Genomic DNA, 24,216 nt, shown 5'->3' on the forward strand with positions numbered 1-24,216 from the left:
GGCCATGTCGAACCCTACTGCCGCCGCGCCGGCCGACCCGATCCCCGAATGTCCGCACTGCCAGAAGCCGATGCCGCTGTGCATCTGCGACAGTGTCGCGCCCATCGAAAATCGCCTCGGCCTCCTGATCCTCCAGCATCCGCAGGAGCAGGACAGGGCGCTCGGTACCGCGCGGTTGACCGCGAAGCATTTCCCCAATGCCGTGGTGCGCGTCGGCCTGTCCTGGCCGAGCCTGTCCAAGGCGCTCGGGCAGCCGGTCGAGAATGCCTCCCACTGGGCCGTGCTCTATCTTGGCTCGGCCCGCGCGGCCGATCTCGAAGCCGAGGCCGAGATCGTCGCGCTCAACCGCAAGGGCGAGGTCGCGGACAACCAGCGCGCGATCCTCGGCAAGCTCGAAGGCGTCGTGCTGCTCGACGGCACCTGGAGCCAGGCCAAGGCGCTGTGGTGGCGCAATCCGTGGATGCTCAAATGCCAGCGCGTGATCCTCAACCCGTCGCGCCCCTCGCGCTACGGGCGCCTGCGCAAGGAGCCGCGCAAGGACGGGCTGTCGACCATCGAAGCGGCTGCTGCGATCCTGGCAGGCCTAGAGCGGCGCCCCGACATCGCCGAGACGCTGCATGCGAGCTTCGAGCGGATGCTGACGCGCTATCGCGAGGTGCAGGCGGAGATGCCTGAACTGGCGCCGAAGCCGGAGGTCAAGGACCGCCGGCGCGGTGTTCGGCGGGGCAAGCGAGCCTGACTTCGGCCTACATCATCCGCGCGATCCTGCTGGAGGCGGGGGCGGATCGTCGCCGCGGGACCGACCGACGAGATTCTCGGCCGATATCTCGGCGGCGCGAGCCAACCGAAGCTCTCGCCGCGCGGGGTTGCCTAAACCCTTGATCCCCTATATTGCTCCGGCCTCGTTGGGGCCACGTGGCGGAGTGGTTACGCGCCGGTCTGCAAAACCGTTTACTCGGGTTCGAGTCCCGACGTGGCCTCCATCACAAGCTTCTGATCTCTCAGCACAAATTCGATGTCGGCGCGAGTTCCACCGATCGCGCATGCGCGACTTTCCAGGGGGCGGCCACCGGGTTTGCCTGGGGCTTGGCGGAAACCAGCGATTCAGGCCCGATGGCATAGACTTCGCATCTGCGAAGTGATGCGTCACGAACCCTGAAAGCTGGAGAGCACGTGAGCGACGTCGTTCGATTTGTCCCGAAATCCGAGCTGGAGCGGGCCCGTCTCATTCGCGAGGCCCGTGCGATCTATGACAGCATCTTTCCGCCGGCCGCACCCGACCGGGTGCCGCAGGACGGCGAGGAGCGCGTCAAGAATTGATCGTGGCCGCGCCGGGTTCCGGCGCATGGCGATGCCAAACCGCCCAGCAGGCGGGCGCATTCGTTCACGGTGAAGGTGGCCTCAGCAGGCCGCGTACCAGCCGTCGGGAAACGGCAGCATGGGCCAGGCGCCCTCATTGTCATTGGCGGCTTTGGGCGTTGCGTCGAAGCTCCACGAGCGGGGCACGAATTCCTCCTCCGGCGCGGGCGCAAAATCGTCATGGACGATGGCGTCGCGGACGGCATCCAGCAGCAAGTTGAATTCGGCTTCGCTCATCGCACCCTCCGGAACGCGGATGGCGCAATGTCGCAAAGCCGGTTTGTTGCCCGATTGAGCCGATCGTTCGCATTTTAACGATCCGGCGATCAGGTCTCGTATGGTTAGCGATTCCTGAAAATCCTCGCGGGAACTTAGGCGTCCCGGGCTGGCTGCCCGTGTGAAAGGGATCACATTCTCCACGATTTATTTCTCCTACCCCTGCACACATCGGCCAACGGCTGGCCGGGGCGGGCAGGGCAGACAGGAGACTTCGTCATGAAGGCAAGGTTCTTGCGGTTTGCGGGTGTGAAGAGCCGGGCGCGACACGCCTCCACGGTCGGACTGTTCCTGACGCTGTTTGCCTCCGCGGCTCACGCGCAGCAGGGAACGGCGGAGCAGCGCCGGGCCTGCACCCCCGACGTCTACCGGCTCTGCGCCGGCGAGATTCCCAATGTCCGCGCCATCACGGCCTGCCTGCGCCGTAACCGGTCAAGCTTGAGCGAGGCTTGCCGTTCCGTGTTCGATCAGGCCGGCGGCTGACATAGCGGGTCTGTGAGTTTGTGCGCAGCAAGTGGCTCGTGCGGCCTCGCGAATCCGGCATAGTCACCCTGTGGATATGCTGCGGACAGGCTGTGGAGGGGCGGTGATCTGCTTCGGATATCGCACGCAGATACGTCCGTAACGCGTCACATCTCTGTCAAATGACCCAATCGAATGGTTCCCTGATCGTGCAGACCCCTGCGTGATACGAGATCATTTGGTTCCGCCGAATTCGGAATATCGGTTCACCGCGCGCAAAGCCTGCGAACAGTTTTTGTGCAGCGGCTTGCCCAAATTGCGGGCCCCCTCCATCCAATTTTTTGTACGCCCGCGGACAAGCTTTCCCCGGCGCACTCCACCTAGGCTCGCTCCCGAGATCTGGAACATGGCCAGTGCCATGACAATTCGAAGGAGCTGGATATGGAGAGACGGGTATTGCCCCAAGTACGGAGGAACGTGCGGCGGGGGATCGCACGCTCATCGTTGCCGTGGCACAAGGCCGCGCTCGGCGCCGCCATCGCTCTCGGCGTTCTCGCCGCACCGCTCAGCGCGCAGGCCGCAGCGCCCGCCGCCTGCGCCGCGCTCCAAGGGAAATATCCGGACTGGAAGGGCAAGACGCTCGTCAACGCCATCAACCCCCACACGCCGGGCTATGAGACGATCGACCCGAAGGATCCCAGCAAATATATCGGCTTCGACATCGATCTTGGCGAGGCCATCGGCGAATGCCTCGGCTTCAAGCTGACCTACAAGCCCGTGGTGTTCGCGGCGCTCCTGACCACACTCGCCGCCGGACAGGCCGACATCGTGATCTCCGACATCTACGCCACCAAGGAGCGCGCCAAGGCCGCCGACTTCATCACCTACTCGAAGGTGTTCGATGGCGTGCTGGTCGCCAAGGGCAATCCGAAGGGCATCAACGGCATCAACATGTCGATGTGCGGTGCGGCCGCCGCGGAAAACACCGGCTATGTCGAGGTGCCCCTGATCCAGGCGCTGATCCCGGAATGCAAGAAGGCCGGGAAGGCGGAGCCGACCATCCAGCTCTACGACAACAACGCCAACTGCATCCAGGCGATCCTCGCCGGCCGCGCCGACACCTATGTCAACGACGTCAACACCGTCGACAGCGCGGTGAAGGCCTATCCGGACAAGCTGGAGAAGGCGATCGCGGTGACGATCCCGTATTCGGTCGGCATTGCCGTCCCGAAGGACAAGCCGAAATTCCGCGACGCCGTGCTCGCCGCGCTGATCGAGGTGCAGAAGGCCGGCACGCATATGGAGCTTCTCAAGAAGCATGGGCTCGACGTGAACAACTTCAAGGAGCCGGACATCCTGACGGCTGACTGATGTCGCTGTTCCTCCATTACCTGAGCATGCCGTATCTGCTCGAGGGCATCGAGCTCACCCTCGAGGTGACCGCCCTCGGGCTCGGCGGCGGATTGATCCTCGGATTGATCCTCGCCGGCATGCAGCTCTCCCGCTTCTGGCTGCTGGCGGCGATCGCCAGGGCCTACACCGTGATCTTCCGCGGCACGCCGCTGATCCTCCAGATGGTGTTCGCCTACGACGCGCTGCCGCATATCGGCATCAAGCTGCCGGCGGTGCTGGCTGCCGGCCTCGCGCTCGCCTGCAACGAGGCGCCGTTCATCGCCGAGATGCTGCGGGCCGGCGTGCTCGGCGTCGACCGCGGGCAGGTGACCGCCGGCCAGGCGCTCGGCATGACGCCGCGGATCCTGATGTGGCGGGTGATCGCGCCGCAGGCGATCCGCACCATGATCCCGGCCTTCGGCAACGAGGCGGTGAGCGCGCTGAAAAATTCCTCGCTCGCCTCCGTCGTCGCGGTCCAAGAGCTGACGCTGCGCTCGACCCAGCTGGCGTCCTCGACCTTCGACTTCTTCTCGATCTTCTTCGCCTCGGGCCTTCTGTATCTCGTGCTGACCGCCACCATCAGCGTCATCCAGCTATTCGTCGAATGGCTGCTCGATCTCGACCGTGCCAAGGGCCGCGAGCGCAAGCTTGCTGATTACCTGCCGTGGCGCCGCGTCGATCTCGGCACCAACCTCGAACTTGCAGCCGTCACCGTTGATGATCCGGAGCCCGCACAAGCAGAGCTCGCGGACACCGCGCCGCTGGCGCTGACCCGCGAGGAGCGCACCCGCCGCGCCGCGACGATCGCGCGCAACAACATCGCGGTCGAGGCCAAGGACCTCACCAAGAGCTATGGCCCGCAAAAGGTGCTTAGAGGTCTCGACCTCACGGTCCGCGTCGGCGAGGTGGTCGCGCTGCTCGGCCCCAGCGGCTCCGGCAAGAGCACGCTGCTCCGCTGCATCAATCATCTCGAAAACTGGGACGCCGGCACCGTGCGCGTCGGCGGCCGGCGTCTCGGTTTTGACGACGACGGCAAGCTGCTGTCGCCGCGGGCGATCGCCAACGAGCGGGCGACCGTCGGCGTCGGCATGGTGTTCCAGCAGTTCAATCTGTTTGCCCATTTGTCGGCAAAGGAGAACATCGCCGGCCCGTTGCGCTGGGTCCACGGCATGCCCCGGATCGATGCCGAGCGCCGCACCACCGAGCTGCTCGACCGGGTCGGGCTGTCGCACCGCGCCGATGCGCTGCCGCGGCATCTCTCCGGCGGCCAGCAGCAGCGCGTCGCCATTGCGCGGGCGCTTGCGCCGAACCCCAGCGTGCTGCTGCTGGACGAGCCGACCTCCGCGCTCGATCCCGAGCTCGTCAACGAGGTGCTGGAGGTGATCCGGCGCCTCGCCATCGACGACGGCCTCACCATGATCATCTCGACGCACCAGATACGCTTCGCCGATGAAGTCGCCGACCGCGTCGCCTTCTTGAGCGGCGGCACGATCATCGAGGAGGGGCCGGCGCACGAGGTGCTCTCCAACCCCCGCAATCCGCTCACCGCGCGCTTCCTCAGCGTAATGGAAGCCGACAAGACACCGGAGGCGGTCCGATGAGCGCAGTGTCCACAAGGCTCAAGACTCCCGAAGAGGCCACCTCATGACGCATTTCACGCTGCCGGTTTCGCCGAAAACCGTTCACTGGGGCTATTTCTCCAAGACGGTCGCTCCGGCCCTGACGCTGCGCTCGGGCGACCGCGCCACCATCGAGACGCTGACCCATCACGCCAACGACGATTACGAGCGCATGATCCAGGGCGATCCCGGCGCCGAGAGCGTGTTTCAGTGGACGCGCGAGCACAAGGCGGTGGCGCGGCGCGGCTCGGGCCCCGTCGAAGGCCCGTTCATCCGCGGCGCGGGCGAGGGGATCGGCGTGCATCTCCTCACTGGTCCCGTGGCGATCGAAGGCGCCGAGCCCGGCGACATTCTCGAAGTGCGCATCCTCGATATCAGGCCGCGGCCGAGCTGCAGCGCCTGCCATGCCGGCCGCTGCTTCGGCTCCAATGTCGCAGCGAACTGGGGCTTTCACTACCACGACCTGATCGAGGAGCCGAAGCCGCGCGAGGTCGTCACCATCTTCGAGCTCGACACCTCGGGCGAGCCCTACGCGAAGGCGGTGTACAACTATGTCTGGACGCCGCAGACCGACCCTGATGGCATCGTGCATCCGACCATCGACTATCCCGGGGTCCGCGTCGACCACGCCACCATCAAGAAGCGCGAGAACATCCTCGCGAGCATGAAGGTGCCCGCACGATTGCATTTCGGCACCATGGGCCTTGCGCCGTCGGAAGCCGATTTCGTCAGCTCGATCCCGCCGAGCTACACCGGCGGCAACATCGACGACTGGCGCATCGGCAAGGGCGCGCGAATGTTCTATCCGGTCGCGGTTCCCGGCGCCTATTTCTCGGTCGGCGATCCCCACGCCGCCCAGGGCGACAGCGAGCTCGGCGGCACCGCGATCGAGACCTCGCTGACCGGCGATTTCGAATTCATCCTGCACAAGAAGGCCGATCTGGCCGGCACCAATCTGGAAGGCCTCGACCATCCGATGCTCGAGACCGAGCAGGCCTGGTCGTTCTACGGCTTCACCTATCCGAACTATCTCGCCGCGCTCGGGGCCGACGCACAAACCGAGATCGCCAATCACAGTAGTCTCGACCGTGCGATGCGCGATGCGTTCCGCAAGCTGCGCCGGTTCCTGATGACCGTGCACGGCCTCAGCGAGGACGAGGCGATCTCGCTGCTGTCGGTCGGCGCCGATTTCGGGGTCACCCAGGTGGTCGATGCCAATTGGGGCGTCCACGGCACGATCCGCAAGAACATCTTCCGGTGCGACTAGATCTCTCCGTCTTGTCATTCCGGGGCGAGGCAAAGCGTCGAACCCGGAATCCATTTCACCACCGTCTTCTGCGCCCGATGGATTCCGGGTTCGCGCTTGGGCACGCCCCGGAATGACGAGCGTCAAGACGAGCGCATCATGCTCTAACCCGTTGAAGGTTAGCCTGTTTTCGGAATGAGAGGATGACCAACGAGCCCCATTTGCGGCCCGTCGCTGCGACGGAGGATCGCGTGCGTCTGGCACAGAGGTTGCTTCGATCAACTGCAATCTGGGTTGATCCGATGAGCTTCCGGCCGTTCACGAGCGAGTCCTACGCGCAAGACGACCGCCCCGAAGCCTGGCGGGACGTGCTGGCTGCCGTCGGCCTGCAACCGGCGACCGGCCATTCCTTCCTTGACGGACATGCAACCGCATCGCATCGCCATACTGCGGGCGTCGCGCTGACGCGCATGGCCGGGGGCGCGCAGACCATCGGTCCACTCTCGCAATCCAGCGAAGATATTCCGATCGCACTGATGCCGGTCGAGGACGGGATGGTGCTGAAGAGCGCCGGCGGCCACCGCATCGTTCCCGTCGGACATCTCGTGCTGCTGCCGCGCAGCGGGGACTGGAGCATCGTGTTCCAGCGCGACATGCGCGCGATCGCGCTGTCGGTGACCTCCGAAGCGCTGCACGGGCGCTTCTCGGGCAAGCCGCGGCTCGGCGAGCCCCGCGTCGTGCCGCCCGGCGGCTTTGCCGATGTGTTCGCGCGCCTGCTCGATGCGACCGCGCGCACGCTCGACAGCTTGAGCGATGCCGAATGGAATGCGGTCGCGCAGAGCCTCGTCGATCTCCTCCTGACGCTCGCGCATCAACTGGCGGCCTCGACGTCCGAGGCCGGCACGAGCGCGACACAGGCGGCGCTCCTGCACCGGATCTGCCAGACCATCGAACGCCGGCTCGACGATCCCGAGCTGGTGCCCGCGCGCGTCGCTGAGGCCGAGGGGATTTCCGAGCGCTACTTGCAAAAGCTGTTCGAGACGGTCGGCGACAATTTCACCCACTATGTCCGCGAACGCCGGCTCCAGCGCGCCTGGGCCGACCTGTCCAATCCGGCGGAGGCGCATCGCTCAATCTCGGAGATCGCCTACGCCTATGGCTTTGGCGATTCCGCGCATTTCAGCCGCGCCTTCCGTCATCGCTTCGGCCTGCCGCCGCGCGAGTTTCGTCAGCAGGAGGCGGAGCGGGCGACCTCGCAGCACGGCGTCGCCGGTCAGCGTGGCTGGCCGCAGGAGGCGCTGGCGCAGCTCCGGGTGCATCCGGGCGTGGAGGCACGCAGCAGCGTCGCGTGTGCCGGCGCCGAGGAGCGCACGACAACGGAGCGCAGGCATCACCATCTCCCGGTCGAGGCCAGCCGCGTCCATTGGGGCTATTTCAGCCGCTCATTGCCGCCACAGATCGAGATCGCTTCGGGTGACACCATCACCATCGAGACGCTGACCCAACACGCCTCCGACGCACCCGACATGATGATCGCGGGCGATGCCGGCGCCGAGAGCGTGTTCGGATGGACGCGCGATCGAAAGAACGTCGATCGCCGCGGGGCAGGGCCGATGGATGCCAGCGTGTTCGGCCGCGGCGCCGGCGAGGGGTTTGGCGTGCACATCTGCACCGGGCCCGTCGCGGTGAAGGACGCCCAGCCCGGCGACGTTCTGGAAGTGCGCATCCTCGACATCGTGCCGCGCGCAAGCCGCAATCCGATCCATGCCGGCCGCGTGTTCGGCTCCTCGGTCGCGGCGTGGTGGGGCTATCACTACAACGAGTTTCTCGGCGGTCCGAAGCCGCGCGAAGCCGTGACGATCTACGAGATATTTGACGACACCGACGCGCCGCACGCCCGCGCGCTGTATTCCTACCGCTGGGAGCCCCAGACCGATCCGTTCGGCGTGGTGCACGCGACCTACGACTATCCCGGCATTCCCGTCATGCCCGCCACGATCAAGCGCCGCCACGCCGTGCTCGACGGCATCCGCATTCCCTTGCGGCCGCATTTCGGCGTGATCGCGGTGGCGCCGCGCGAGGTCGATTTCGTCGACTCCGTGCCGCCGTCCTATTTCGGCGGCAATCTCGACAATTGGCGGCTGGGGAAGGGGGCGGCCGTCTATCTTCCGGTCTCCGTTCCCGGCGCGCTGCTGTCGGTCGGCGATCCCCACGCAGCCCAGGGCGACGGCGAACTCAGCGGCACCGCGATCGAGTGCTCGATGACCGGCACCTTCGAGGTGATCCTGCACAAGAAGGCCGACCTTGCTGGCCAGCCTTTCGCCGATCTCTCCTATCCGCTGATCGAGACCGCGACCGACTGGGTGTTGACCGGCTTCAGCCATCCCAACTATCTCGCCGAGTTCGGCGCGCAAGGGCAGAGCGAGGTCTACGCCAAGTCCTCGCTCGACCTTGCCATGAAGGATGCCTTCCGCAAGATGCGGCGCTTCCTGATGAACGTGAAGGGCCTCAGCGAGGACGAGGCGATCGCGCTGATGTCGGCCGCCGTCGATTTCGGCGTCACGCAAGTCGTCGATGGCAATTGGGGCGTGCACGCCATCCTCAGCAAGCGCCTGTTCGAGAACGCCTCCTAACCCCAAGGATATCCCAAGTGAAATTCCACATGATCAGCGGCGGACCGAAGCCGGTCGCGCCCTTCAGCCACGCCGTCGAGACCGACGGCTTTGTCTTCGTCACCGGCCAGATGCCGGACACGCCGCAGTCGCCGGGCGTGCTGCCCGACGGCATCGTGGCGCAGACGCGAGCAGTGATGGAGAACCTGAAAGTGGTTTTGGCCGGCATCGATCTCGGCCTCGAGCACGTCGTGATGACGCGGATCTACCTCACGCGTTTCAAGGAAGACTACGCCGCGATGAACGAGACCTACCGCACCTACTTCGCGCCCGACCGGCTGCCGGCCCGCACCTGCGTCGGCGTCACCGGGCTTGCCTATGACGCGCTGATCGAGATCGACCTGGTGTGCCGGCGGCCGTGAGGCATGTGTGCTTTGTAGGGTGGGTTAGCCGAGCGGCTGCGCGAAGCGCTGGTCGGCTGGCGTAACCCACCACTTCTGCTTCTGCGGAGATAGACAGTGGTGGGTTACGCTGCGCTAACCCACCCTGCGACCCCACAATCCCTTGCGTTGCCCGTCGGGCAAGACACCCAAGCCGCGGGTCAATCCGCTCAGGCGAAAAGATTCCACTTTACCGAAATTCGGCTTTGGCGTATTCGTGCGCCACCTCATCCCGGTCAGAGGGGCGTATCGCGATCGTCACGACACGCGGGGTGAGCTGCGGTGGACGCTAGTCACATCGGCGCGATGGGCATCGCAGGGCGGGCAACCGTGAGCGAAGGCCGTCGCGCACACGACCGGTGTGATCTGCGTACGGCAAAACTGTGTCGTCCTGGCGCCCGGGGTCTGTGCGCCAAGTCTTGTGGTGATGCAGCGGCCCGACCGGGCACGCGCATCAGCGATCCGCAAGGCGACGGGGGCAATAGTGCATCGCTCCCCGGGGAGAGCGCGGCATAAGCCGTCAAACCACTGCGCAGGGAAGGCCGTGTGTTGGGCTTCACCTGTATGCCGCTGTGCAGATTTTGTAGCCACCTTTCGCACAGTGGACCGTGGGTGCCCGGCCGGCACCCGGCCTTCCCTGCGCCCTCTGACATCGGAGGGTGTCGCGATGAAGCAAAGCTCGGGCGAAGCAAGCCGCGAGGACACGAAGGTGTGTCTGCAAGGTCGTAGGATGGGTAGAGCACTTGCGAAACCCATCATGCTTCGGCGCGCGCAGAAAAAGCTTTGATGGGTTTCGCTTCGCTCTACCCATCCTACGAATACTCCGTCATTGCGAGCGCAGCGAAGCAATCCGGACTGCCGCCGCGGAAAGATTCTGCTTCGCTGCGCTCGCAATGACGACGCTAAGAGAGTCGAGCCCCAATTCTGGTCTCGTGCCCCGGACGCTGCGCAGCACGAAGTGACGCGCTGCAGAGCCGGGGCCCATGCCACAGCGTACGGTGCGGCTTCCTGGGTCCCGGCTTTGCGCCGCAACGTTTCACGTTGCAGCGCGTCCGGGGCACGAGAGCGAGCAGCAAGCACCAAGCACCGTTGCCGAACGCTCCCTCCATCTCGCCTCAAATTGCAACCCGCGCGTGCAAGAAGTCTTGATCGGCTGTGAACTAGGGGTGATCGCCAGCCTTGAACGCGCCAAAGCCCGTCAGCGACCAACTCATAGAGTGCATAAGGATCAGTGGAACGTGATCGGCCTTCCCCCTTGTAAAGCACCAAAATGGTGCTTTAGTGCTTTCCATGAGCCAGTCGCCCCGAAACGCGCCGTCCGCGCTGCGTTACAGGCTTGCCCCTGACCCGGCCGCCAAGGCCGCCATGGAGGCGACATTCCAGGCCTATGACCGCATGATGGAGATCCTGGACGAGGTTGCGCGGACCCATAACGTGGGTTCCAACGTGGTCCTGCTCCACGCCCATGCCTATGAGCCGATCCGGAAAGCAACCGCACTGCCGTCGCGGCTGGTGACGCTGGGTCTGCGCGACCGCGCCGACTATCGCGCCGCGCAAGGGCGCCGCCTGCCGCTCGACGACAAGCTCGCCAAGATCAAGGGGCCCGCCACCATTTCGATTGCGACCGTGCAAGGGCGCTTCAGCGTGCCCTTTGACTACGCCGGTTATGCCGAGGGCTGGGGGCAGAGCGCGCCCGCACACCTGATCCGCACCGACGACGGCTTTGAAGTTCACTACGGCGTCACGCCGAACAGTCTGCCAGAGGAGGAGAATGCCATGGATACCATCGCTGCCGCCCCCGACAATTTCCTGTCCCGGGTCGGGCGCCTGATCGCCGGGATCGCCTATGACGCGATCGAGCAGGCGGAAGGCAAGAACAAGCTGAAAGTGGTCGGCCAGGCCATCCGCGAGATCGAGCGCGCCGAAGCTGAGGCCCGCGACGCGCTCGCGGCGGCGCGCGCCGAGGAATACCGCCTCAACGCGCGGCGCACCGAGATCGAGCGCGAGATGACCGATCTCACCGCCAAGATCGAGAGCGTGATCGCGGACGGGCGTGATGATCTTGCGCGCGCCGGCATCGCGCGCCAGATGGATCTGGAGGCGCAGTTCGAGGTGCTCTCCCGCGCCATCGACGAGAACAACGAGAAGATCGAACAGTGCGTGACGTCGCTGCGCGCCGTGCTGTCGGCCTTGCAGGATGCCGAGCAGCGCCGCGCGGATCTCGAAAAGAGCGAGGCCCACGCAAGCCACCAGGCCGCGACGTCGCCCCGGAAGCCCGGTGGTGCCTCGGCTGCGGCGAAGGCGCTGCGTGCGGGCAGGGCGGTGGCGCGCGCCACCGGCGTGCCGGCTGCCATCCCGTTTTCAAGCGACATCGACGAGCTCAGCACGTTGCATCGCGACAAGGAGATTGCAGCGAGGCTGGCGCGGTTGAAGTCGCGCTCCTGAGTAATGTGTCATGAGCGCACTGCTCGAACACGTCATGGCGCCCGAGGTCAGGCCGTTCGCTATCGCGGCGGCCATGATCGTCATCGTCGGCTCGCTCGAGGTGGTCACGATGCTGGTCGGGGCCTCGTTGAGCGAGATGCTGGGCACCAGCATCGATTTCAGTCACCCCAGCGACAACGGCGTGCTCAACGCCATTTCCTGGATCAATGTCGGTGGCGTGCCGCTGCTGATCTTCCTGCTGCTGGCGCTCGGCGCCTTCTCGATCACCGGCTTCCTGATCCAGGACGTCGCGCGGATGGTCGCCGGTCCCATGCCGGCGACGGTCGCCTCGATCGGGGCCGTCGCCGTCTCGGTTCCGCTGGTCCGCGCCGCCAGCCGCGGCATCGCGCGGGTCATTCCCAAGGATGAAAGCTATGTCGTCGGTCTCGGCGACCTCGTCGGCCGCGTCGGCGAGGTCGTCATCGGTCCGCTCGACCAGGGGCCGCCGGGCCGTGTCAGCGTCGCCGACGTCCACGGCAACAGGCACTTCGTCTGGGCGGTCGCGGCGCCCGCATCTGGACCATTGGAGCAGGGAACCATGGTGCTGCTGGTGGATCGCGCCGGCACCCGCTTCGTCGCGGTCAAGGCCGACGATGAACTCAAGCCGTCCAAGCCGACTCTAAGCACTTAGCCAGCCAAGCTCATTAGCGGAGAAAGTCATGTTCGACATCGCAGTCCCGGCCATGATCGGCGTCGCGCTGATCATTGTCCTGGGGATCGTCTTCACCATCCTCTACAAGCGCGCCACGCGCGACGAGGCCTTCGTGCGCACCGGCCTCGGCGGCAAGAAGGTCGTGCTCGACGGCGGCGCGATGATCCTGCCGATCTTCCACTCCTATGCCAGCGTCAATCTGAAGACGTTGCGGCTCACCGTCGAGCGCAAGGAGCGGGAATCCCTGATCACCAAGGACCGCCTGCGCGTCGACATCGTGGCCGAGTTCTACGTGCGCGTCCGTCCCGACGACGAGAGTATTGCGCTCGCCAGCCAGACGCTGGGCGCGCTGACCAATGACGCCGAAGCCCTGCGTAACCAGGTCGAGGCAAAATTCGTCGACGGCCTGCGTTCGGTGGCGGCCACCATGTCCATCCTCGAACTGCAGGAAAAGCGCAGCGATTTCGTCAAACACGTGCAGGCGACCGTGGAGTCGGACGTAAAATCGAACGGTCTCGAGCTTGAATCGGTGTCGCTGACCAAGCTCGACCAGACGGATGTGAAGTTCTTCAACCCTGAAAATTTCTTCGACGCCGAAGGTCTCACCCAGCTCAAGACCATCACCGAAACCCGCCGGCGTGACCGCAACGCCATCGTGCGAGACAACGAGGTGGCGATCGCCCAGAAGGACCTCGAGGCGCGGCAGCAGACGCTGACCATCGAACGCACCAAGAAGGAAGCCGAGCTCTCCCAGGAGCGCGACATCGCCAACAAGACCGCGAGCACCCGTGCGGAAGTCGCGACGGCAACGCAGACCGCGCGCCTGACCGAGGAGAACGCCCGCATAGACACCGACCGGGCGGTCGCCGAGAAGGAGGCCGGCGCCAAGCAGGTCAAGGAGACCGCCGTGATCGAGTCGGATCTGGCGATCAACAAGCGCAAGACCGACGCGCAGCGCGAGATCCAGATCGCGACCCAGGAGAACGAGATCCAGATCGCGGCCAAGAGCAAGCAGACCTCGGAAGCCGTCGCCGAGGCCAAGACGGCCGAGGCGATCGCCGTCTCCGCGGAGGAAAAGGTCGTGACCGCGCGTGCCGTCGAGGTCGCCGATCGTGCCCGTCTCACCCAGGTGCTTGCCGCGCGCACCGAGGCCGAGCGGAAATCGACCGAGGTGATCGTGGCGGCCGAAGCCGAGAAGAGAGCCGCGCTCGATCGCGCCGAGGCCACCAAGACGCTGGCGACGGCGGAGGCCGAGTCCAACAAGATCAAGGCGGTCGGCGTCCGGAACATCGGCGAGGCGGAAGCTGCCGTCATCACCATGAAGAACGAGGCGCAGAACAAGCTCGGCAGCAACGTCATCGACTTCGAGATCGCCAAGAAGCGGATCGAGATCATGCCGTCGGCCCTCGCCGAGATGGTCAAGCCGATCGCCAACCTGAAGGACGTCCGCATCCTGCACACCGGCGGCGCATTCGGCGGCAATGGCGCCGGCGGAGGCAATGTCGGCTTCGGCGAAGGGCTCGCGGGCGAGCTGCTCAAGGTACACGCGCTGCGTCCGATGATCGACGAGATCCTGCGCCAGAGCGGCTTTGCGCCGGGCGAAGATCCCGTGCAGGCGCTGGTCGGCGCCGTGACGGGCAAGAGCAACGGTGCCGCTGTGCCGGCGCCCGCGGCGGAGAAAACGAACGCCGCCGATCTATGAACGCCCGTTCATTGCTGCTGAGAATTCGAATCGATAAGAAATCCCCGTGCGCGTCTCGCGTCGCGCACGGCTCCGGAGTGCTGATCGAGGCGTGTTGAACCTTTCGATCACGCTCCGGACGAACCGTTGGAGGCAACGCCATTGGTTGCCGCGGCGCCTGCGCCGATCGACGTCAGGCGCTTAAAGCCTGTTTCGATCGGGGGAATTTCACATGAAGTATTTTCTGGCTGTACTGGTCGCGATCGGTCTTTCGATCGCCGCCACACCGTCGTTCGCGGCGGACGCCCGCAACGTCACCGTCGTCAACGAGACCGGCTATGCCATCAAATTCCTGGGCTTCAACGCGCCGGACGATGGCCTGGACGAATGGGACAACGAACTCGACAAGGTTTTGCAGAACCAGGCGAGCGCCTATGTCGAGTTCGACGATGACGACGAGGGATGTGTCTGGAACATCCGCGTCGACTGGCAGAACTACGACGAGTCGGTGCTCTGGAAGAACGTCAACCTCTGCAAGTTCACCGCGCTGCGGCTGCGCTACGACTCCGGCACCAAGACCACGTCCTTCGTCGCCGAATAGTTTTCCGCCCGACATGGCCGGAGGAGGGGCCGTCCGGCCCTTCCTCAGGCGCGTTGCGGAAGATGACGAATTCGTCCTTTGCAAGCGCAACCGGCTTTGTTATACGCAGCCGCGCGCGAACGAACGGTTCGCCCTTTCCTCGGTAGCTCAGCGGTAGAGCATCCGACTGTTAATCGGATGGTCGCTGGTTCGAATCCAGCCCGGGGAGCCAAATTCCGCCTTAATTTCAGTAGCTTGCAGTCGCGCCTTGATGTGGCGTGCGATGTCGCTCGGGCCATCTCTCAGCACGGTGCGTGCCCGAATCCGACGCAGAATCGTGTTCAAGCAAACGTGTCCCGACCGCAGCTTCGCCTCCGTGCGGCTTGGCACCAAATCGACTTAATTCAAATCAAGCTTGCAGGGCCGGACTCTTACGGAGCTGATTCCCATGCCCCACATCCAGATCGACCGTGCCCACCTGGCTCCCTCGATTCTGCCGGCCGACATTCCCGAGCTCAGCGACGACGAATGCATCGCCTGCCTGGCGCGCGCGGTCGAGACGCCCGATTCGGCGCGGCTGGACGAGGTCGCCGCCCTGATCGGCCGCCTCGCGGTGACGATCGAATAGTCCATCGCCCCCTGATGCGGCGAGTCGCGGAGGCGTTGGCCGGCGGAGGCCAACGGCCATGTTGCGTTTTCGCCGGGCATGTTCCAAAGATGCCGGCAACTTTCGTCCGCGGCATCGTCCGCATTTCAGGGTCCGCAAATGTCCGGTTTCTCGACCGCGCGCCTCAAAATGGTCGATGGCCAGGTGCGCACCAACGACGTCACTGATCGCCGTGTCCTCGACGCCATGCTCACGGTTCCGCGCGAGGCCTTCGTGCCGGCGAGCCGCCAGGCCTTGGCCTATCTCGACCTCGACCTCGATGTGAGCGAGGGCGGCGGCAAGCGGTTCCTGATCAAGCCGCAGCTGACCGGTAAGCTGCTCCAGGCCGCCGAGATCGGCGAGGGTGACAACGTGCTGGTGGTCGGCTGCGCCACGGGCTACCTCGCGGCATTGGCCGCCAAGCTGGCGGGTCGGGTTACCGCGACGGAATGCGATTCGGCCCTGGTTGCGAAAGCCAAGGACGCCTTCGCCGCCCTCGGGCTCGCCAATGTCACTTGCAAGGCCGCTTCCTGCACCGAGGGTGACCCCTCTGCCGCACCGTATGATGTCATTATCCTCAATGGCGCTGTCGAGGTGACGCCGGAAGGGCTGCTCGGGCAGCTTGGGGAAGGCGGGCGTCTGGTGGGGGTATCTGCCGAATCCCGGCCGCCGCGGGCCGTGATCGTGACCCATACCCACGGCGAATTCGGCCATCGGGCGCTGTTCGATGCCGCCGCCCCGGTCCTCCCAGGGCTGGAACGGGCCGCCGCCTTCGTCTTCTGACGCTCCAAAGCCCGTTAAAATCCCGTTCTGAATCAGAAGTGTGGCCGGGATGCTGCACGTGAAGAGTTTCCACCGAGAACTACCTTGAGGTAGTTCCGTCGCGCCAATCCGCGTCCTATGTTGCGACGGGGCAACGACTCCACTCGGTAGACGGTAACCCAGCTCGCGGGCACGAGCCGGACGTTAGAATGAACGGAATTTTTGGGATGCATGGGGTGAAGCTCTTCACCGGAGCTGCGGTTTCGGTCTTGGTGCTGGCGCTTGCCGGGCCGACGCCTGCCTTGGCGGACACGATCGAGGCCGCCTTGGTGCGCGCCTATCAGAACAATCCGCAGCTCAACGCACAGCGCGCCCAGGTGCGCTCGACTGACGAAAACGTGCCGCAGGCCTTGTCAGGCTATCGTCCCAAGGTCGCGCTGACGGCGAGCACCGGGTATCAATATCAGGATATCCAACAGGTGCAGAGGGGCCCGGGGATCCATGAACCCAATCCCCTTCAGCCCAACGCCGCCAGCCTGACCATCAACCAGACGCTCTACAACGGCAATCAGACCGCCAACAAGACGCGCGCTGCGGAGAGCCAGGTCTCAGGGTCTCGCGAGGGGTTGCGCGTGCTCGAGCAGACCGTTCTGCTGCAGGCCGCCAGCACCTACATGGACTACCTGCGTGATGCGGCAACGCTCGAAGTTCAGCGCAGCAACGTGCGCGTGCTCGAACAGACGCTCAAGCAGACGCGCGATCGCTTCAATGTCGGCGAGGTTACCCGCACCGACGTGGCGCAATCCGAAGCGCAGCTGGCTGCGGGCAGGACTCAAGCTCTGACCGCTGAATCGAATCTCACGACGACGCGCGCGAACTTTCGCCGGATCATCGGCAACGAGCCGACGAATCTTGCCCCGGGCTCGCCGGTCGACCGCTTCCTGCCCGCGACGATCGCCGCCGCGGTCAATCTCGGTTTGGTCGAGAACCCGAGCGTCACGGCTGCGATGTACGGCATCGACGTCAACTATCTCCAGGTCAAGATCAACGAAGGCGCGCTGCTGCCGACGGTCACGGTTCAGGCGGGCATCACCCAGCAGTTCCAGCAGACTCTGACCGTCTTCCGAACGACGACCGCTTCCGCCATCGCGACGGCTTCCGTGCCGATCTATCAGGGCGGCATCGAATATTCGCTCATCCGCCAATCGAAAGAGAACCTGGCGCAGCAACGCCTGAATCTTGAAACCACTCGCGATCAGACCCGCGCCAACATTGTGCAGGCCTGGGGCCAGCTGGAGGCCGGCAAGGCGCAGGTGCAGTCCGCGCAGGCGCAGGTCACGGCCTCCGAAATCGCGCTGAACGGCGTGCGCGAGGAAGCCAAGGCCGGCCAGCGCACCACGCTCGACGTGCTCAACGCGCAGCAGGCGCTGGTGAACGCACGCGTTGCGCTCGTCACTGCGCAGCATGACCGCGTGGTGGCGTCCTATTCGGTGCTCAACGCGGTCGGCCGTCTCGCGCCGCAGGTGCTCGGTCTCAACACCACGGTCTACGATCCGAGCGTGCACTACCAGCAGATCCGCGACAGCTGGGCTGGTGTGCGCACGCCCGACGGGCGCTGATTCCCATAAGTGTCCGGTCAGCCTCGCAAACAGCCGAGGCCGACCGGCGCTTTGCTTGCAATCATCAAAATCCCTGACATAGCCTTGCCAAGAAGATGCGGGTCGATTCGCCCCCGCACCTGATGTCGTGTGCGTAAAGCTTGAGTGCCGAGGGCAGGGGCGCACCGCCGCACGTTTAGCCGTGATCTGGGGACAAGTCGGCCTGCCGCGACGAAAATGTCGGGGCGTCCGTTGCGGAACCGGCCAATCCTGCCGTGCTTGGTGTAAAACAACGCATGCGAGGGCGTTGATGATGTGGAGTCGGAGATGACGCAGCCTGCAAAGGTCACAGAACCCTCGATGGAGGAGATTCTGGCCTCGATCCGGCGCATCATTGCCGACGACGAGGCCAAGCCGCCGCCGGCAGACACCGCGAAGCCCGAGAAAGCCGCGGCGCCGGCAGCGCCGCCGAAGCCGATGAACGACATTCCGCCATCCAAGGTCGCACCCGCCAAGCCCGCTGCCGAGAAGCCCGCCCCGCCGCCGGCCGCAAAGCCGGCGCCGCCCCCGCCGCCTGCACCTGCCGCGGATGTCGGGCCAAACAGCCAGGACGATATCGACGCGCTGCTGGCGGGGCTCGACACAGCCACGTCGGCGCCCGAGGTCCGCGCCCCGGATGCCGAGCCGGAGCCCGAGCCCGACGTGCTCGAATTGACCGACGACATGGCGATGGACCCGGAGCCGACGCCGCCTCCGCCGCCGCCGAGCTTTCGCAAGGTCGAGCCGCGCGACGATCTCGAATTCGCCGAATCGCCCCCACCACGCCCGGCGCCGGCGCCGCCGTCCTACGCATCGGTGGATTTCGATGCGCCGCCGCTGCCGCCGCAGCAGCCGATCCTGGCGCAATCGACGGTCTCGGCGGTCGAATCCGCCTTCAACTCGCTGGCTCATACGGTGCTCAGCAGCAACGCGCGGACGCTGGAGGACCTGGTCAAGGAGATGCTGCGCCCGATGTTGAAGTCGTGGCTCGACGACAACCTGCCGGGCCTGGTTGAACGCATCGTCAAGGCCGAAATCGAGCGGGTCTCGCGCGGCGGCAGGTAGCGCCGGCCGCGGAGCCCTCATAAAGCCCCGCTTGTACGTCACATTTGGCCTCTCGACCGGGCCGGGAAGCCGTTTTGCCGCCAGGCTCTCCGTTGACCTTTTCGTTGACTTGCCCCCCGCGCGCGGCTTTCTAGCAGCCCCATGATCGAGAAAAATTACCAGCCCGCCGATATCGAAGCCCGTATGTCCGTGGTGTGGGAGGACAGCCTTGCCTTCAAGGCCGGCCGCCCCGACCGCCGCGACGCAGTGCCCTTTACCATCGTGATCCCGCCACCGAACGTAACGGGCTCGCTGCATATGGGCCACGCCCTCAACAACACGCTCCAGGACATCCTGTGCCGGTTCGAGCGCATGCGCGGCCGCGACGTGCTGTGGCAGCCCGGCACCGACCATGCCGGCATCGCCACCCAGATGGTGGTCGAGCGGCAGCTGATGGAGCGCCAGCAGCCTGGCCGCCGCGAGATGGGCCGCGAGAAGTTCCTGGAGCGGGTCTGGCAGTGGAAGGCCGAGAGCGGCGACACCATCATCAACCAGCTCAAGCGCCTCGGCGCGTCCTGCGACTGGTCGCGCGAACGCTTCACCATGGACGAGGGCCTGTCCAAGGCCGTCATCAAGGTGTTCGTCGAGCTGCACCGCGATGGCCTGATCTACAAGGACAAGCGGCTGGTGAACTGGGACACCAAGCTCTTGACCGCGATATCCGATCTCGAAGTGCAGCAGACCGAGGTCAAGGGCAGCCTCTGGTATCTGCGCTATCCGATCGAGGGCAAGACCTTCAGCCCCGAGGATCCCTCGAGCTTCATCGTCGTAGCCACGACGCGCCCGGAGACCATGCTCGGCGACACCGGCGTCGCCGTGCATCCCGATGACGAGCGCTATCAGAAGCTGATCGGCAAGCACGTCATTCTGCCGCTGGTGGGCCGCAAGGTCGAGATCGTCGCCGACGACTATTCCGATCCGGAGAAGGGCTCGGGCGCGGTGAAGGTGACGCCGGCGCACGACTTCAACGACTTCGAGGTCGGCAATCGCCATGGCCTGCGCCGGATCAGCGTGCTCGACAAGGAAGGTTGCCTCGATCTCCTCGACAACGAGGACTACCTGCGCGACCTGCCCGAAGGCGCCGCGCAATTCGCCGAGGAGTTCAACAAGGTTGACCGCTTCGTTGCGCGCAAGCGCATCGTCGAGCGGCTGGAATCGTTCGGCTTCGTCGAGCGGATCGAGCCGCACACCCACATGGTGCCGCACGGCGACCGCTCCAACAGCGTGATCGAGCCGTACCTGACCGACCAGTGGTATGTCGACGCCAAGACACTCGCAAAGCCCGCGATCGCGGCGGTGCGTTCGGGCGAAACCAGCTTCGTGCCGAAGAACTGGGAAAAGACCTATTTCGAGTGGATGGAGAACATCCAGCCCTGGTGCATCTCGCGCCAGCTCTGGTGGGGCCACCAGATTCCGGCCTGGTACGGGCCGGACGGCAAGGTGTTCGTCGCCGAGACCGAGGAGGAGGCGATCAGCCACGCGCTCGGCTACTACGTCGAGCAGGAGGTCATCACGGCCGAGCAGGGCCGCGAGATGGCGCTCGACCGCAACAAGCGCGAGGGCTTCATCACCCGCGATGAGGACGTGCTCGATACCTGGTTCTCCTCGGCGCTGTGGCCGTTCTCGACGCTGGGCTGGCCCGAAGACGCACCCGAGGTGCAGCGCTACTACCCGACCAACGCGCTGGTGACCGGCTTCGACATCATCTTCTTCTGGGTCGCCCGCATGATGATGATGGGCCTGCACTTCATGAAGGAAGTGCCGTTCTCGACGATCTACATCCACGCCCTCGTCCGCGACGAGAAGGGCGCCAAGATGTCGAAGTCGAAGGGCAACGTCATCGATCCGCTCCACCTGATCGACGAATACGGTGCGGACGCGCTGCGCTTCACGCTGGCCGCGATGGCGGCGCAGGGACGCGACATCAAGCTCGCCACCAGCCGCGTCGAGGGCTACCGCAATTTCGCGACCAAGCTCTGGAATGCGTCCCGCTTTGCCGAGATGAACCACTGCGCCGTGCCCGAAGGCTTCGAGCCGGCGAAGGCGAAGGAGACGCTGAATCGCTGGATCGCGCATGAGAGCGCACACACCACGCGCGAGGTGACCGAGGCGATCGAGGCCTATCGCTTCAACGATGCCGCCGGCGCGATCTACCGCTTCGTCTGGAACGTCTATTGCGACTGGTATGTCGAGCTCGCAAAGCCCGTGTTGCTTGGCCCGGACAGCCCCGCCAAGGACGAGACCCGCGCCATGGTCGCCTGGGCACGTGACGAGATCCTGAAGCTGCTGCACCCCTTCATGCCCTTCATCACCGAAGAGCTGTGGGAGGTGACGGCGAAGCGCGACGGCCTGCTGGCGCTGGCCGCGTGGCCGCTGAAGCCGGCCGAGCCGACGCCGGAGCAACTGGCGATGTTCGCCGCAGCCGCAGGTCCCACCGATCCGTTGATCTCGCCGGCCCTGATCGTGCCGATCTTCGACCATGCCGACTTCACCGATCCCAAGGCTGAAGCCGAGATCGGCTGGGTGATCGACCTCGTCACGCAGATCCGCTCGGTGCGCGCCGAGATGAACATCCCGCCGGCGACGCTGACGGCGCTGGTCCTCGCCGGCGCTTCGGCCGAGACCAGGGAACGCGCGCCGCGCTGGACCGACGTCATCAAGCGTATGGCGCGGCTGTCGGACATCTCCTTCGCCGACCGCGCGCCTGACGGCGCCGTCCAGCTCCTGGTGCGCGGCGAGGTGGCCGCGCTGCCGCTCAAGGGCGTGATCGACGTTGCCGCCGAACGCACCCGTCTCGACAAGGAGATCGGCAAGGCCGACGCCGACATCAAGCGCGCCGAGTCCAAGCTGGCGAACGAGAAATTCGTCGCCAACGCGGCCGAGGAGGTCGTCGAGGAGGAGCGCGAAAAGCGCGAGGCGGCGCTGGCCCGCAAGGCCAAGCTGCTGGAGGCGCTGGAGCGGCTCAAGCAGGCGTCGTAGCCTCGCTGTCATTCCGGGGCGGCTCGAAGAGCCGAACCCGGAATCTCGAGATTCCGGGTCTGGTCCTTCGGACCATCCCGGAATGACAACTACTTCGGAAACGGCTTGCTCAGAAATTTCGAGCCCTTGACGCCATAGCGCCAGGGCAGCTCGACGGCCTTGGTGATGCCGATCCGGATGCCTGTCGCCACCTCCAAATCCTCCGTCCGCGCATGCAGCGCGATCGGCGGCCGGTCCAGCGGCAGGGCATTGTGCGCGATGGTGATGCCGAGCGCCTCCGTCAGCTTGCCCGGGCCCGAGCACAGCGCGTGCACGTCCTGGAGATGACGGCGGCGGCGCATTGCGGCGATGCCGTGCGTCGGCTCCAGCGCGCGGATCAGCACCGCCGCGGCCGAGCCTTCCGCCTCGCAGACGAAGTTCACGCACCAGTGGATGCCGTACGAGCGGTAGACATAGGCAAAGCCGGGCGGGCCGAACATGACATGGTTCCGCGGCGTCGGGCCGTTGTAGGAGTGCGCCGCCGGCTCGGTATGATGATAGGCCTCAACCTCGACGATGAGGCCGCCGACGCCATCGACCAGCATGGTGGCGCCGATCAGGTCGTGGGCGACCTCGCGGACGCTGCGGCCAAAAAAGGCGCGCTTCAGGGGCTTGCCGAGCCGCGGGGGAGAAGTCTTCGAGGTTGGAGCCATTCGAGGTGAGAATCGTCTGAGAACAGAGCAGGATATTGCCCATATCTGCCATGTTCCCTGAAGCGGTGCGAGCCGGGTTGCGATGCCGGGCAAGACCGACTAGGTAGGACCTGAACAGACCGGACACCTCATGGTCGTTATTGTCGATACCATCTCGAACCCGCTGCGCCCGCGCCACCCCGAAAAGGTGAATCGCCCCGATTCCGCTTCACCGCCGAAGCCGGACTGGATCCGCGTGCGCGCGCCCAACACCCGCGGCTATGCCGACACCCGCAACATCGTGAGGGCGAACGGCCTGCACACGGTGTGCGAGGAGGCGGGCTGCCCGAATATCGGCGAGTGCTGGGACAAGAAGCACGCGACCTTCATGATCATGGGTGACACGTGCACCCGTGCCTGCGCCTTCTGCAACGTCAAGACCGGCCTGCCCAACGCGCTGGATGCGGACGAGCCGCAGAACGTCGCCGAGGCCGTGGCCAAGCTGGGCCTCGCCCACGTCGTCATCACCTCGGTCGACCGCGACGACCTCGCCGATGGCGGCGCCGAGCATTTCGCCCAGACCATCCGCGCCATCCGCGCCGCATGCCCCTCGACCACGATCGAGATCCTGACGCCTGACTTCCTGCGCAAGGAAGGCGCGCTGGAGGTCGTCGTCGCGGCGAGGCCCGACGTCTTCAACCACAATCTCGAGACCGTGCCGTCGCGCTATCTCACGGTACGGCCAGGCGCGCGCTACTTCCATTCGATCCGGCTGTTGCAGCGGGTCAAGGAGCTCGATGCGTCCATCTTCACCAAGTCCGGCATCATGGTGGGCCTGGGTGAAGAGCGCCACGAGGTGCAGCAGGTGATGGACGATCTGCGCTCGGCCGATGTCGACTTCCTGACCATCGGGCAATATCTCCAGCCGACCCGTAAGCATCACGCGGTGATGCGCTACGTGCCGCCGGACGAGTTTTCGTCCTATGAAAAGGTCGCCTACACCAAGGGCTTCCTGATGGTGTCGGCGAGCCCGCTCACCCGCTCGTCGCATCATGCCGGCGAGGATTTCGCGAGACTGAAGGCTGCGCGGGCAGCTCACGCCCGCTGACGTATCATGCATCGAGTTTCGAGCAAGCACCGCGTCAACCACAGTGCGTCCGAGATGTTTGATCTGGTCGCCGATGTCGAGCGCTACCCGGAGTTCGTGCCGCTGTGCAGCGCGCTGAAGGTCCGCCAGCGCATGGCGAAGCCCGACGGCACCGAGGTGCTGGTCGCCGACATGACGGTGTCGTTCAAGCTAGTCAAGGAATCCTTCACCAGCCGCGTGACGCTCGACCGTGCCAACCTGAAAATCCTCGTCGAATATCTGCAAGGCCCGTTCCGTAATCTGGAAAACCGCTGGACGTTCGAGCCCAAGGGCGAGGGCGTCTGCGACGTCGGGTTCTTCCTCGCCTACGAGTTCAAGAGCCGCATGCTGGCGATGCTGATGGGCTCGATGTTCGACGCCGCGTTCGCGCGGTTTTCCACCGCGTTCGAGAAGCGCGCGGATGCGGTCTACGGCCGGCCGAAGCTGGCGTCGACGTAAGGCGTAGCCTCTCCGCCGTTATTGCGAGG

General features: G+C 65.3%; 21 protein-coding genes and 2 tRNA genes. 21 read left to right on the forward strand and 2 right to left on the reverse strand.

Annotated features, from left to right (window positions below):
* Positions 1–4: 4 nt before the first annotated feature.
* The 3 genes from BJA_RS22260 (at position 5) to BJA_RS42380 (ending at position 1,320) form a co-directional block, all read left to right on the forward strand.
* Positions 5–739 carry a tRNA-uridine aminocarboxypropyltransferase gene (locus tag BJA_RS22260; protein ID WP_011087231.1) on the forward strand — a complete coding sequence of 245 codons (735 nt, stop codon included), beginning with the start codon at positions 5–7 and terminating at the stop codon, positions 737–739.
* A 170-nt stretch (positions 740–909) separates the two neighbouring features.
* Positions 910–983: transfer RNA gene (locus BJA_RS22265), tRNA-Cys, on the forward strand.
* A 190-nt stretch (positions 984–1,173) separates the two neighbouring features.
* Positions 1,174–1,320 (forward strand): hypothetical protein, encoded by a 147-nt coding sequence (locus BJA_RS42380; protein WP_165448159.1) that lies wholly within the window; start codon positions 1,174–1,176, stop codon positions 1,318–1,320.
* A gap of 81 nt (positions 1,321–1,401) precedes the next feature.
* Here the strand turns inward: BJA_RS42380 and BJA_RS22270 are convergent, their stop codons facing one another.
* A complete protein-coding gene (locus BJA_RS22270) occupies positions 1,402–1,596 on the reverse strand; it encodes a hypothetical protein (RefSeq protein ID WP_028174084.1) in 195 nt (64 codons plus the stop codon).
* 258 nt (positions 1,597–1,854) lie between these two features.
* Between BJA_RS22270 and BJA_RS22275 the strand changes: the two genes are divergently transcribed.
* From BJA_RS22275 to BJA_RS22350, 16 genes are all read left to right on the forward strand, one after another.
* Positions 1,855–2,118 (forward strand): hypothetical protein, encoded by a 264-nt coding sequence (locus tag BJA_RS22275; protein ID WP_011087234.1) that lies wholly within the window; start codon positions 1,855–1,857, stop codon positions 2,116–2,118.
* Positions 2,119–2,538: 420 nt separating this feature from the next.
* A complete protein-coding gene (locus tag BJA_RS22280; RefSeq protein ID WP_011087235.1) occupies positions 2,539–3,468 on the forward strand; it encodes an ABC transporter substrate-binding protein in 930 nt (309 codons plus the stop codon).
* Positions 3,468–5,090 carry an amino acid ABC transporter permease/ATP-binding protein gene (locus BJA_RS22285; protein WP_011087236.1) on the forward strand — a complete coding sequence of 541 codons (1,623 nt, stop codon included), beginning with the start codon at positions 3,468–3,470 and terminating at the stop codon, positions 5,088–5,090. Before BJA_RS22280 ends, BJA_RS22285 begins: the two co-directional genes overlap by 1 nt.
* Positions 5,091–5,133: 43 nt before the next feature.
* Complete coding sequence (locus tag BJA_RS22290; protein ID WP_011087237.1) at positions 5,134–6,375, forward strand: acetamidase/formamidase family protein; 1,242 nt, start codon at positions 5,134–5,136, stop codon at positions 6,373–6,375.
* A gap of 281 nt (positions 6,376–6,656) precedes the next feature.
* Positions 6,657–8,987 carry an acetamidase/formamidase family protein gene (locus BJA_RS22295; RefSeq protein WP_164930924.1) on the forward strand — a complete coding sequence of 777 codons (2,331 nt, stop codon included), beginning with the start codon at positions 6,657–6,659 and terminating at the stop codon, positions 8,985–8,987.
* A gap of 17 nt (positions 8,988–9,004) precedes the next feature.
* On the forward strand, positions 9,005–9,388 hold the full coding sequence (locus tag BJA_RS22300; protein ID WP_011087239.1) for a RidA family protein: 384 nt from the start codon (positions 9,005–9,007) through the stop codon (positions 9,386–9,388).
* 1,299 nt (positions 9,389–10,687) lie between these two features.
* Complete coding sequence (locus BJA_RS22305; protein ID WP_011087240.1) at positions 10,688–11,851, forward strand: PspA/IM30 family protein; 1,164 nt, start codon at positions 10,688–10,690, stop codon at positions 11,849–11,851.
* Positions 11,852–11,861: 10 nt separating this feature from the next.
* Complete coding sequence (locus BJA_RS22310) at positions 11,862–12,521, forward strand: OB-fold-containig protein (RefSeq protein WP_011087241.1); 660 nt, start codon at positions 11,862–11,864, stop codon at positions 12,519–12,521.
* Positions 12,522–12,549: 28 nt separating this feature from the next.
* Complete coding sequence (locus BJA_RS22315; RefSeq protein ID WP_011087242.1) at positions 12,550–14,244, forward strand: flotillin family protein; 1,695 nt, start codon at positions 12,550–12,552, stop codon at positions 14,242–14,244.
* A gap of 211 nt (positions 14,245–14,455) precedes the next feature.
* Entirely contained in the window at positions 14,456–14,824 is a 369-nt protein-coding gene (locus tag BJA_RS22320) for a hypothetical protein (protein WP_164930925.1), read from the forward strand.
* Positions 14,825–14,960: 136 nt separating this feature from the next.
* Positions 14,961–15,035 (forward strand) — tRNA-Asn (locus BJA_RS22325).
* A 216-nt stretch (positions 15,036–15,251) separates the two neighbouring features.
* A complete protein-coding gene (locus BJA_RS22330; protein WP_011087243.1) occupies positions 15,252–15,431 on the forward strand; it encodes a hypothetical protein in 180 nt (59 codons plus the stop codon).
* 138 nt (positions 15,432–15,569) lie between these two features.
* A complete protein-coding gene (locus BJA_RS22335; RefSeq protein ID WP_038967576.1) occupies positions 15,570–16,232 on the forward strand; it encodes a protein-L-isoaspartate O-methyltransferase family protein in 663 nt (220 codons plus the stop codon).
* A 206-nt stretch (positions 16,233–16,438) separates the two neighbouring features.
* A complete protein-coding gene (locus BJA_RS22340; protein ID WP_011087245.1) occupies positions 16,439–17,830 on the forward strand; it encodes a TolC family outer membrane protein in 1,392 nt (463 codons plus the stop codon).
* Positions 17,831–18,136: 306 nt separating this feature from the next.
* Positions 18,137–18,913 (forward strand): PopZ family protein, encoded by a 777-nt coding sequence (locus BJA_RS22345; protein ID WP_038967575.1) that lies wholly within the window; start codon positions 18,137–18,139, stop codon positions 18,911–18,913.
* Between the two features lie 141 nt (positions 18,914–19,054).
* Positions 19,055–21,931 (forward strand): valine--tRNA ligase, encoded by a 2,877-nt coding sequence (locus tag BJA_RS22350; RefSeq protein WP_011087247.1) that lies wholly within the window; start codon positions 19,055–19,057, stop codon positions 21,929–21,931.
* An 89-nt stretch (positions 21,932–22,020) separates the two neighbouring features.
* On the opposite strand, the gene BJA_RS22355 is transcribed toward BJA_RS22350, so the two are convergent.
* Positions 22,021–22,623, reverse strand: coding sequence for a DNA-3-methyladenine glycosylase (locus BJA_RS22355; protein WP_011087248.1), 603 nt, complete (start codon positions 22,621–22,623; stop codon positions 22,021–22,023).
* Positions 22,624–22,753: 130 nt separating this feature from the next.
* On the opposite strand from BJA_RS22355, the gene lipA reads away from it, so the two are divergent.
* Both lipA and BJA_RS22365 read left to right on the forward strand, forming a co-directional pair.
* Positions 22,754–23,710 carry a lipoyl synthase gene (gene lipA / locus BJA_RS22360; RefSeq protein ID WP_011087249.1) on the forward strand — a complete coding sequence of 319 codons (957 nt, stop codon included), beginning with the start codon at positions 22,754–22,756 and terminating at the stop codon, positions 23,708–23,710.
* A 6-nt stretch (positions 23,711–23,716) separates the two neighbouring features.
* A complete protein-coding gene (locus BJA_RS22365) occupies positions 23,717–24,187 on the forward strand; it encodes a type II toxin-antitoxin system RatA family toxin (protein ID WP_011087250.1) in 471 nt (156 codons plus the stop codon).
* Positions 24,188–24,216: the final 29 nt, after the last annotated feature.

The sequence above is a fragment of the Bradyrhizobium diazoefficiens USDA 110 genome, from assembly GCF_000011365.1.
GTDB lineage: Bacteria > Pseudomonadota > Alphaproteobacteria > Rhizobiales > Xanthobacteraceae > Bradyrhizobium > Bradyrhizobium diazoefficiens.

What these genes read in the sequence shown, in the direction of transcription:
- BJA_RS22340 (WP_011087245.1), top strand. Translation starts at nt 16,439, where the DNA reads ATGCATGGGGTGAAGCTCTTCACCGGAGCTGCGGTTTCGGTCTTGGTG.
- BJA_RS22310 (WP_011087241.1), top strand. Translation starts at nt 11,862, where the DNA reads ATGAGCGCACTGCTCGAACACGTCATGGCGCCCGAGGTCAGGCCGTTC.
- BJA_RS22320 (WP_164930925.1), top strand. Translation starts at nt 14,456, where the DNA reads ATGAAGTATTTTCTGGCTGTACTGGTCGCGATCGGTCTTTCGATCGCC.
- BJA_RS22290 (WP_011087237.1), top strand. Translation starts at nt 5,134, where the DNA reads ATGACGCATTTCACGCTGCCGGTTTCGCCGAAAACCGTTCACTGGGGC.
- BJA_RS22270 (WP_028174084.1), bottom strand. Translation starts at nt 1,596, where the DNA reads ATGAGCGAAGCCGAATTCAACTTGCTGCTGGATGCCGTCCGCGACGCC.
- BJA_RS22295 (WP_164930924.1), top strand. Translation starts at nt 6,657, where the DNA reads ATGAGCTTCCGGCCGTTCACGAGCGAGTCCTACGCGCAAGACGACCGC.
- lipA (WP_011087249.1), top strand. Translation starts at nt 22,754, where the DNA reads ATGGTCGTTATTGTCGATACCATCTCGAACCCGCTGCGCCCGCGCCAC.
- BJA_RS22280 (WP_011087235.1), top strand. Translation starts at nt 2,539, where the DNA reads ATGGAGAGACGGGTATTGCCCCAAGTACGGAGGAACGTGCGGCGGGGG.
- BJA_RS22260 (WP_011087231.1), top strand. Translation starts at nt 5, where the DNA reads ATGTCGAACCCTACTGCCGCCGCGCCGGCCGACCCGATCCCCGAATGT.
- BJA_RS22350 (WP_011087247.1), top strand. Translation starts at nt 19,055, where the DNA reads ATGATCGAGAAAAATTACCAGCCCGCCGATATCGAAGCCCGTATGTCC.
- BJA_RS22345 (WP_038967575.1), top strand. Translation starts at nt 18,137, where the DNA reads ATGACGCAGCCTGCAAAGGTCACAGAACCCTCGATGGAGGAGATTCTG.
- BJA_RS22275 (WP_011087234.1), top strand. Translation starts at nt 1,855, where the DNA reads ATGAAGGCAAGGTTCTTGCGGTTTGCGGGTGTGAAGAGCCGGGCGCGA.
- BJA_RS22335 (WP_038967576.1), top strand. Translation starts at nt 15,570, where the DNA reads ATGTCCGGTTTCTCGACCGCGCGCCTCAAAATGGTCGATGGCCAGGTG.
- BJA_RS22330 (WP_011087243.1), top strand. Translation starts at nt 15,252, where the DNA reads ATGCCCCACATCCAGATCGACCGTGCCCACCTGGCTCCCTCGATTCTG.
- BJA_RS22315 (WP_011087242.1), top strand. Translation starts at nt 12,550, where the DNA reads ATGTTCGACATCGCAGTCCCGGCCATGATCGGCGTCGCGCTGATCATT.
- BJA_RS22285 (WP_011087236.1), top strand. Translation starts at nt 3,468, where the DNA reads ATGTCGCTGTTCCTCCATTACCTGAGCATGCCGTATCTGCTCGAGGGC.
- BJA_RS22355 (WP_011087248.1), bottom strand. Translation starts at nt 22,623, where the DNA reads ATGGCTCCAACCTCGAAGACTTCTCCCCCGCGGCTCGGCAAGCCCCTG.
- BJA_RS22365 (WP_011087250.1), top strand. Translation starts at nt 23,717, where the DNA reads ATGCATCGAGTTTCGAGCAAGCACCGCGTCAACCACAGTGCGTCCGAG.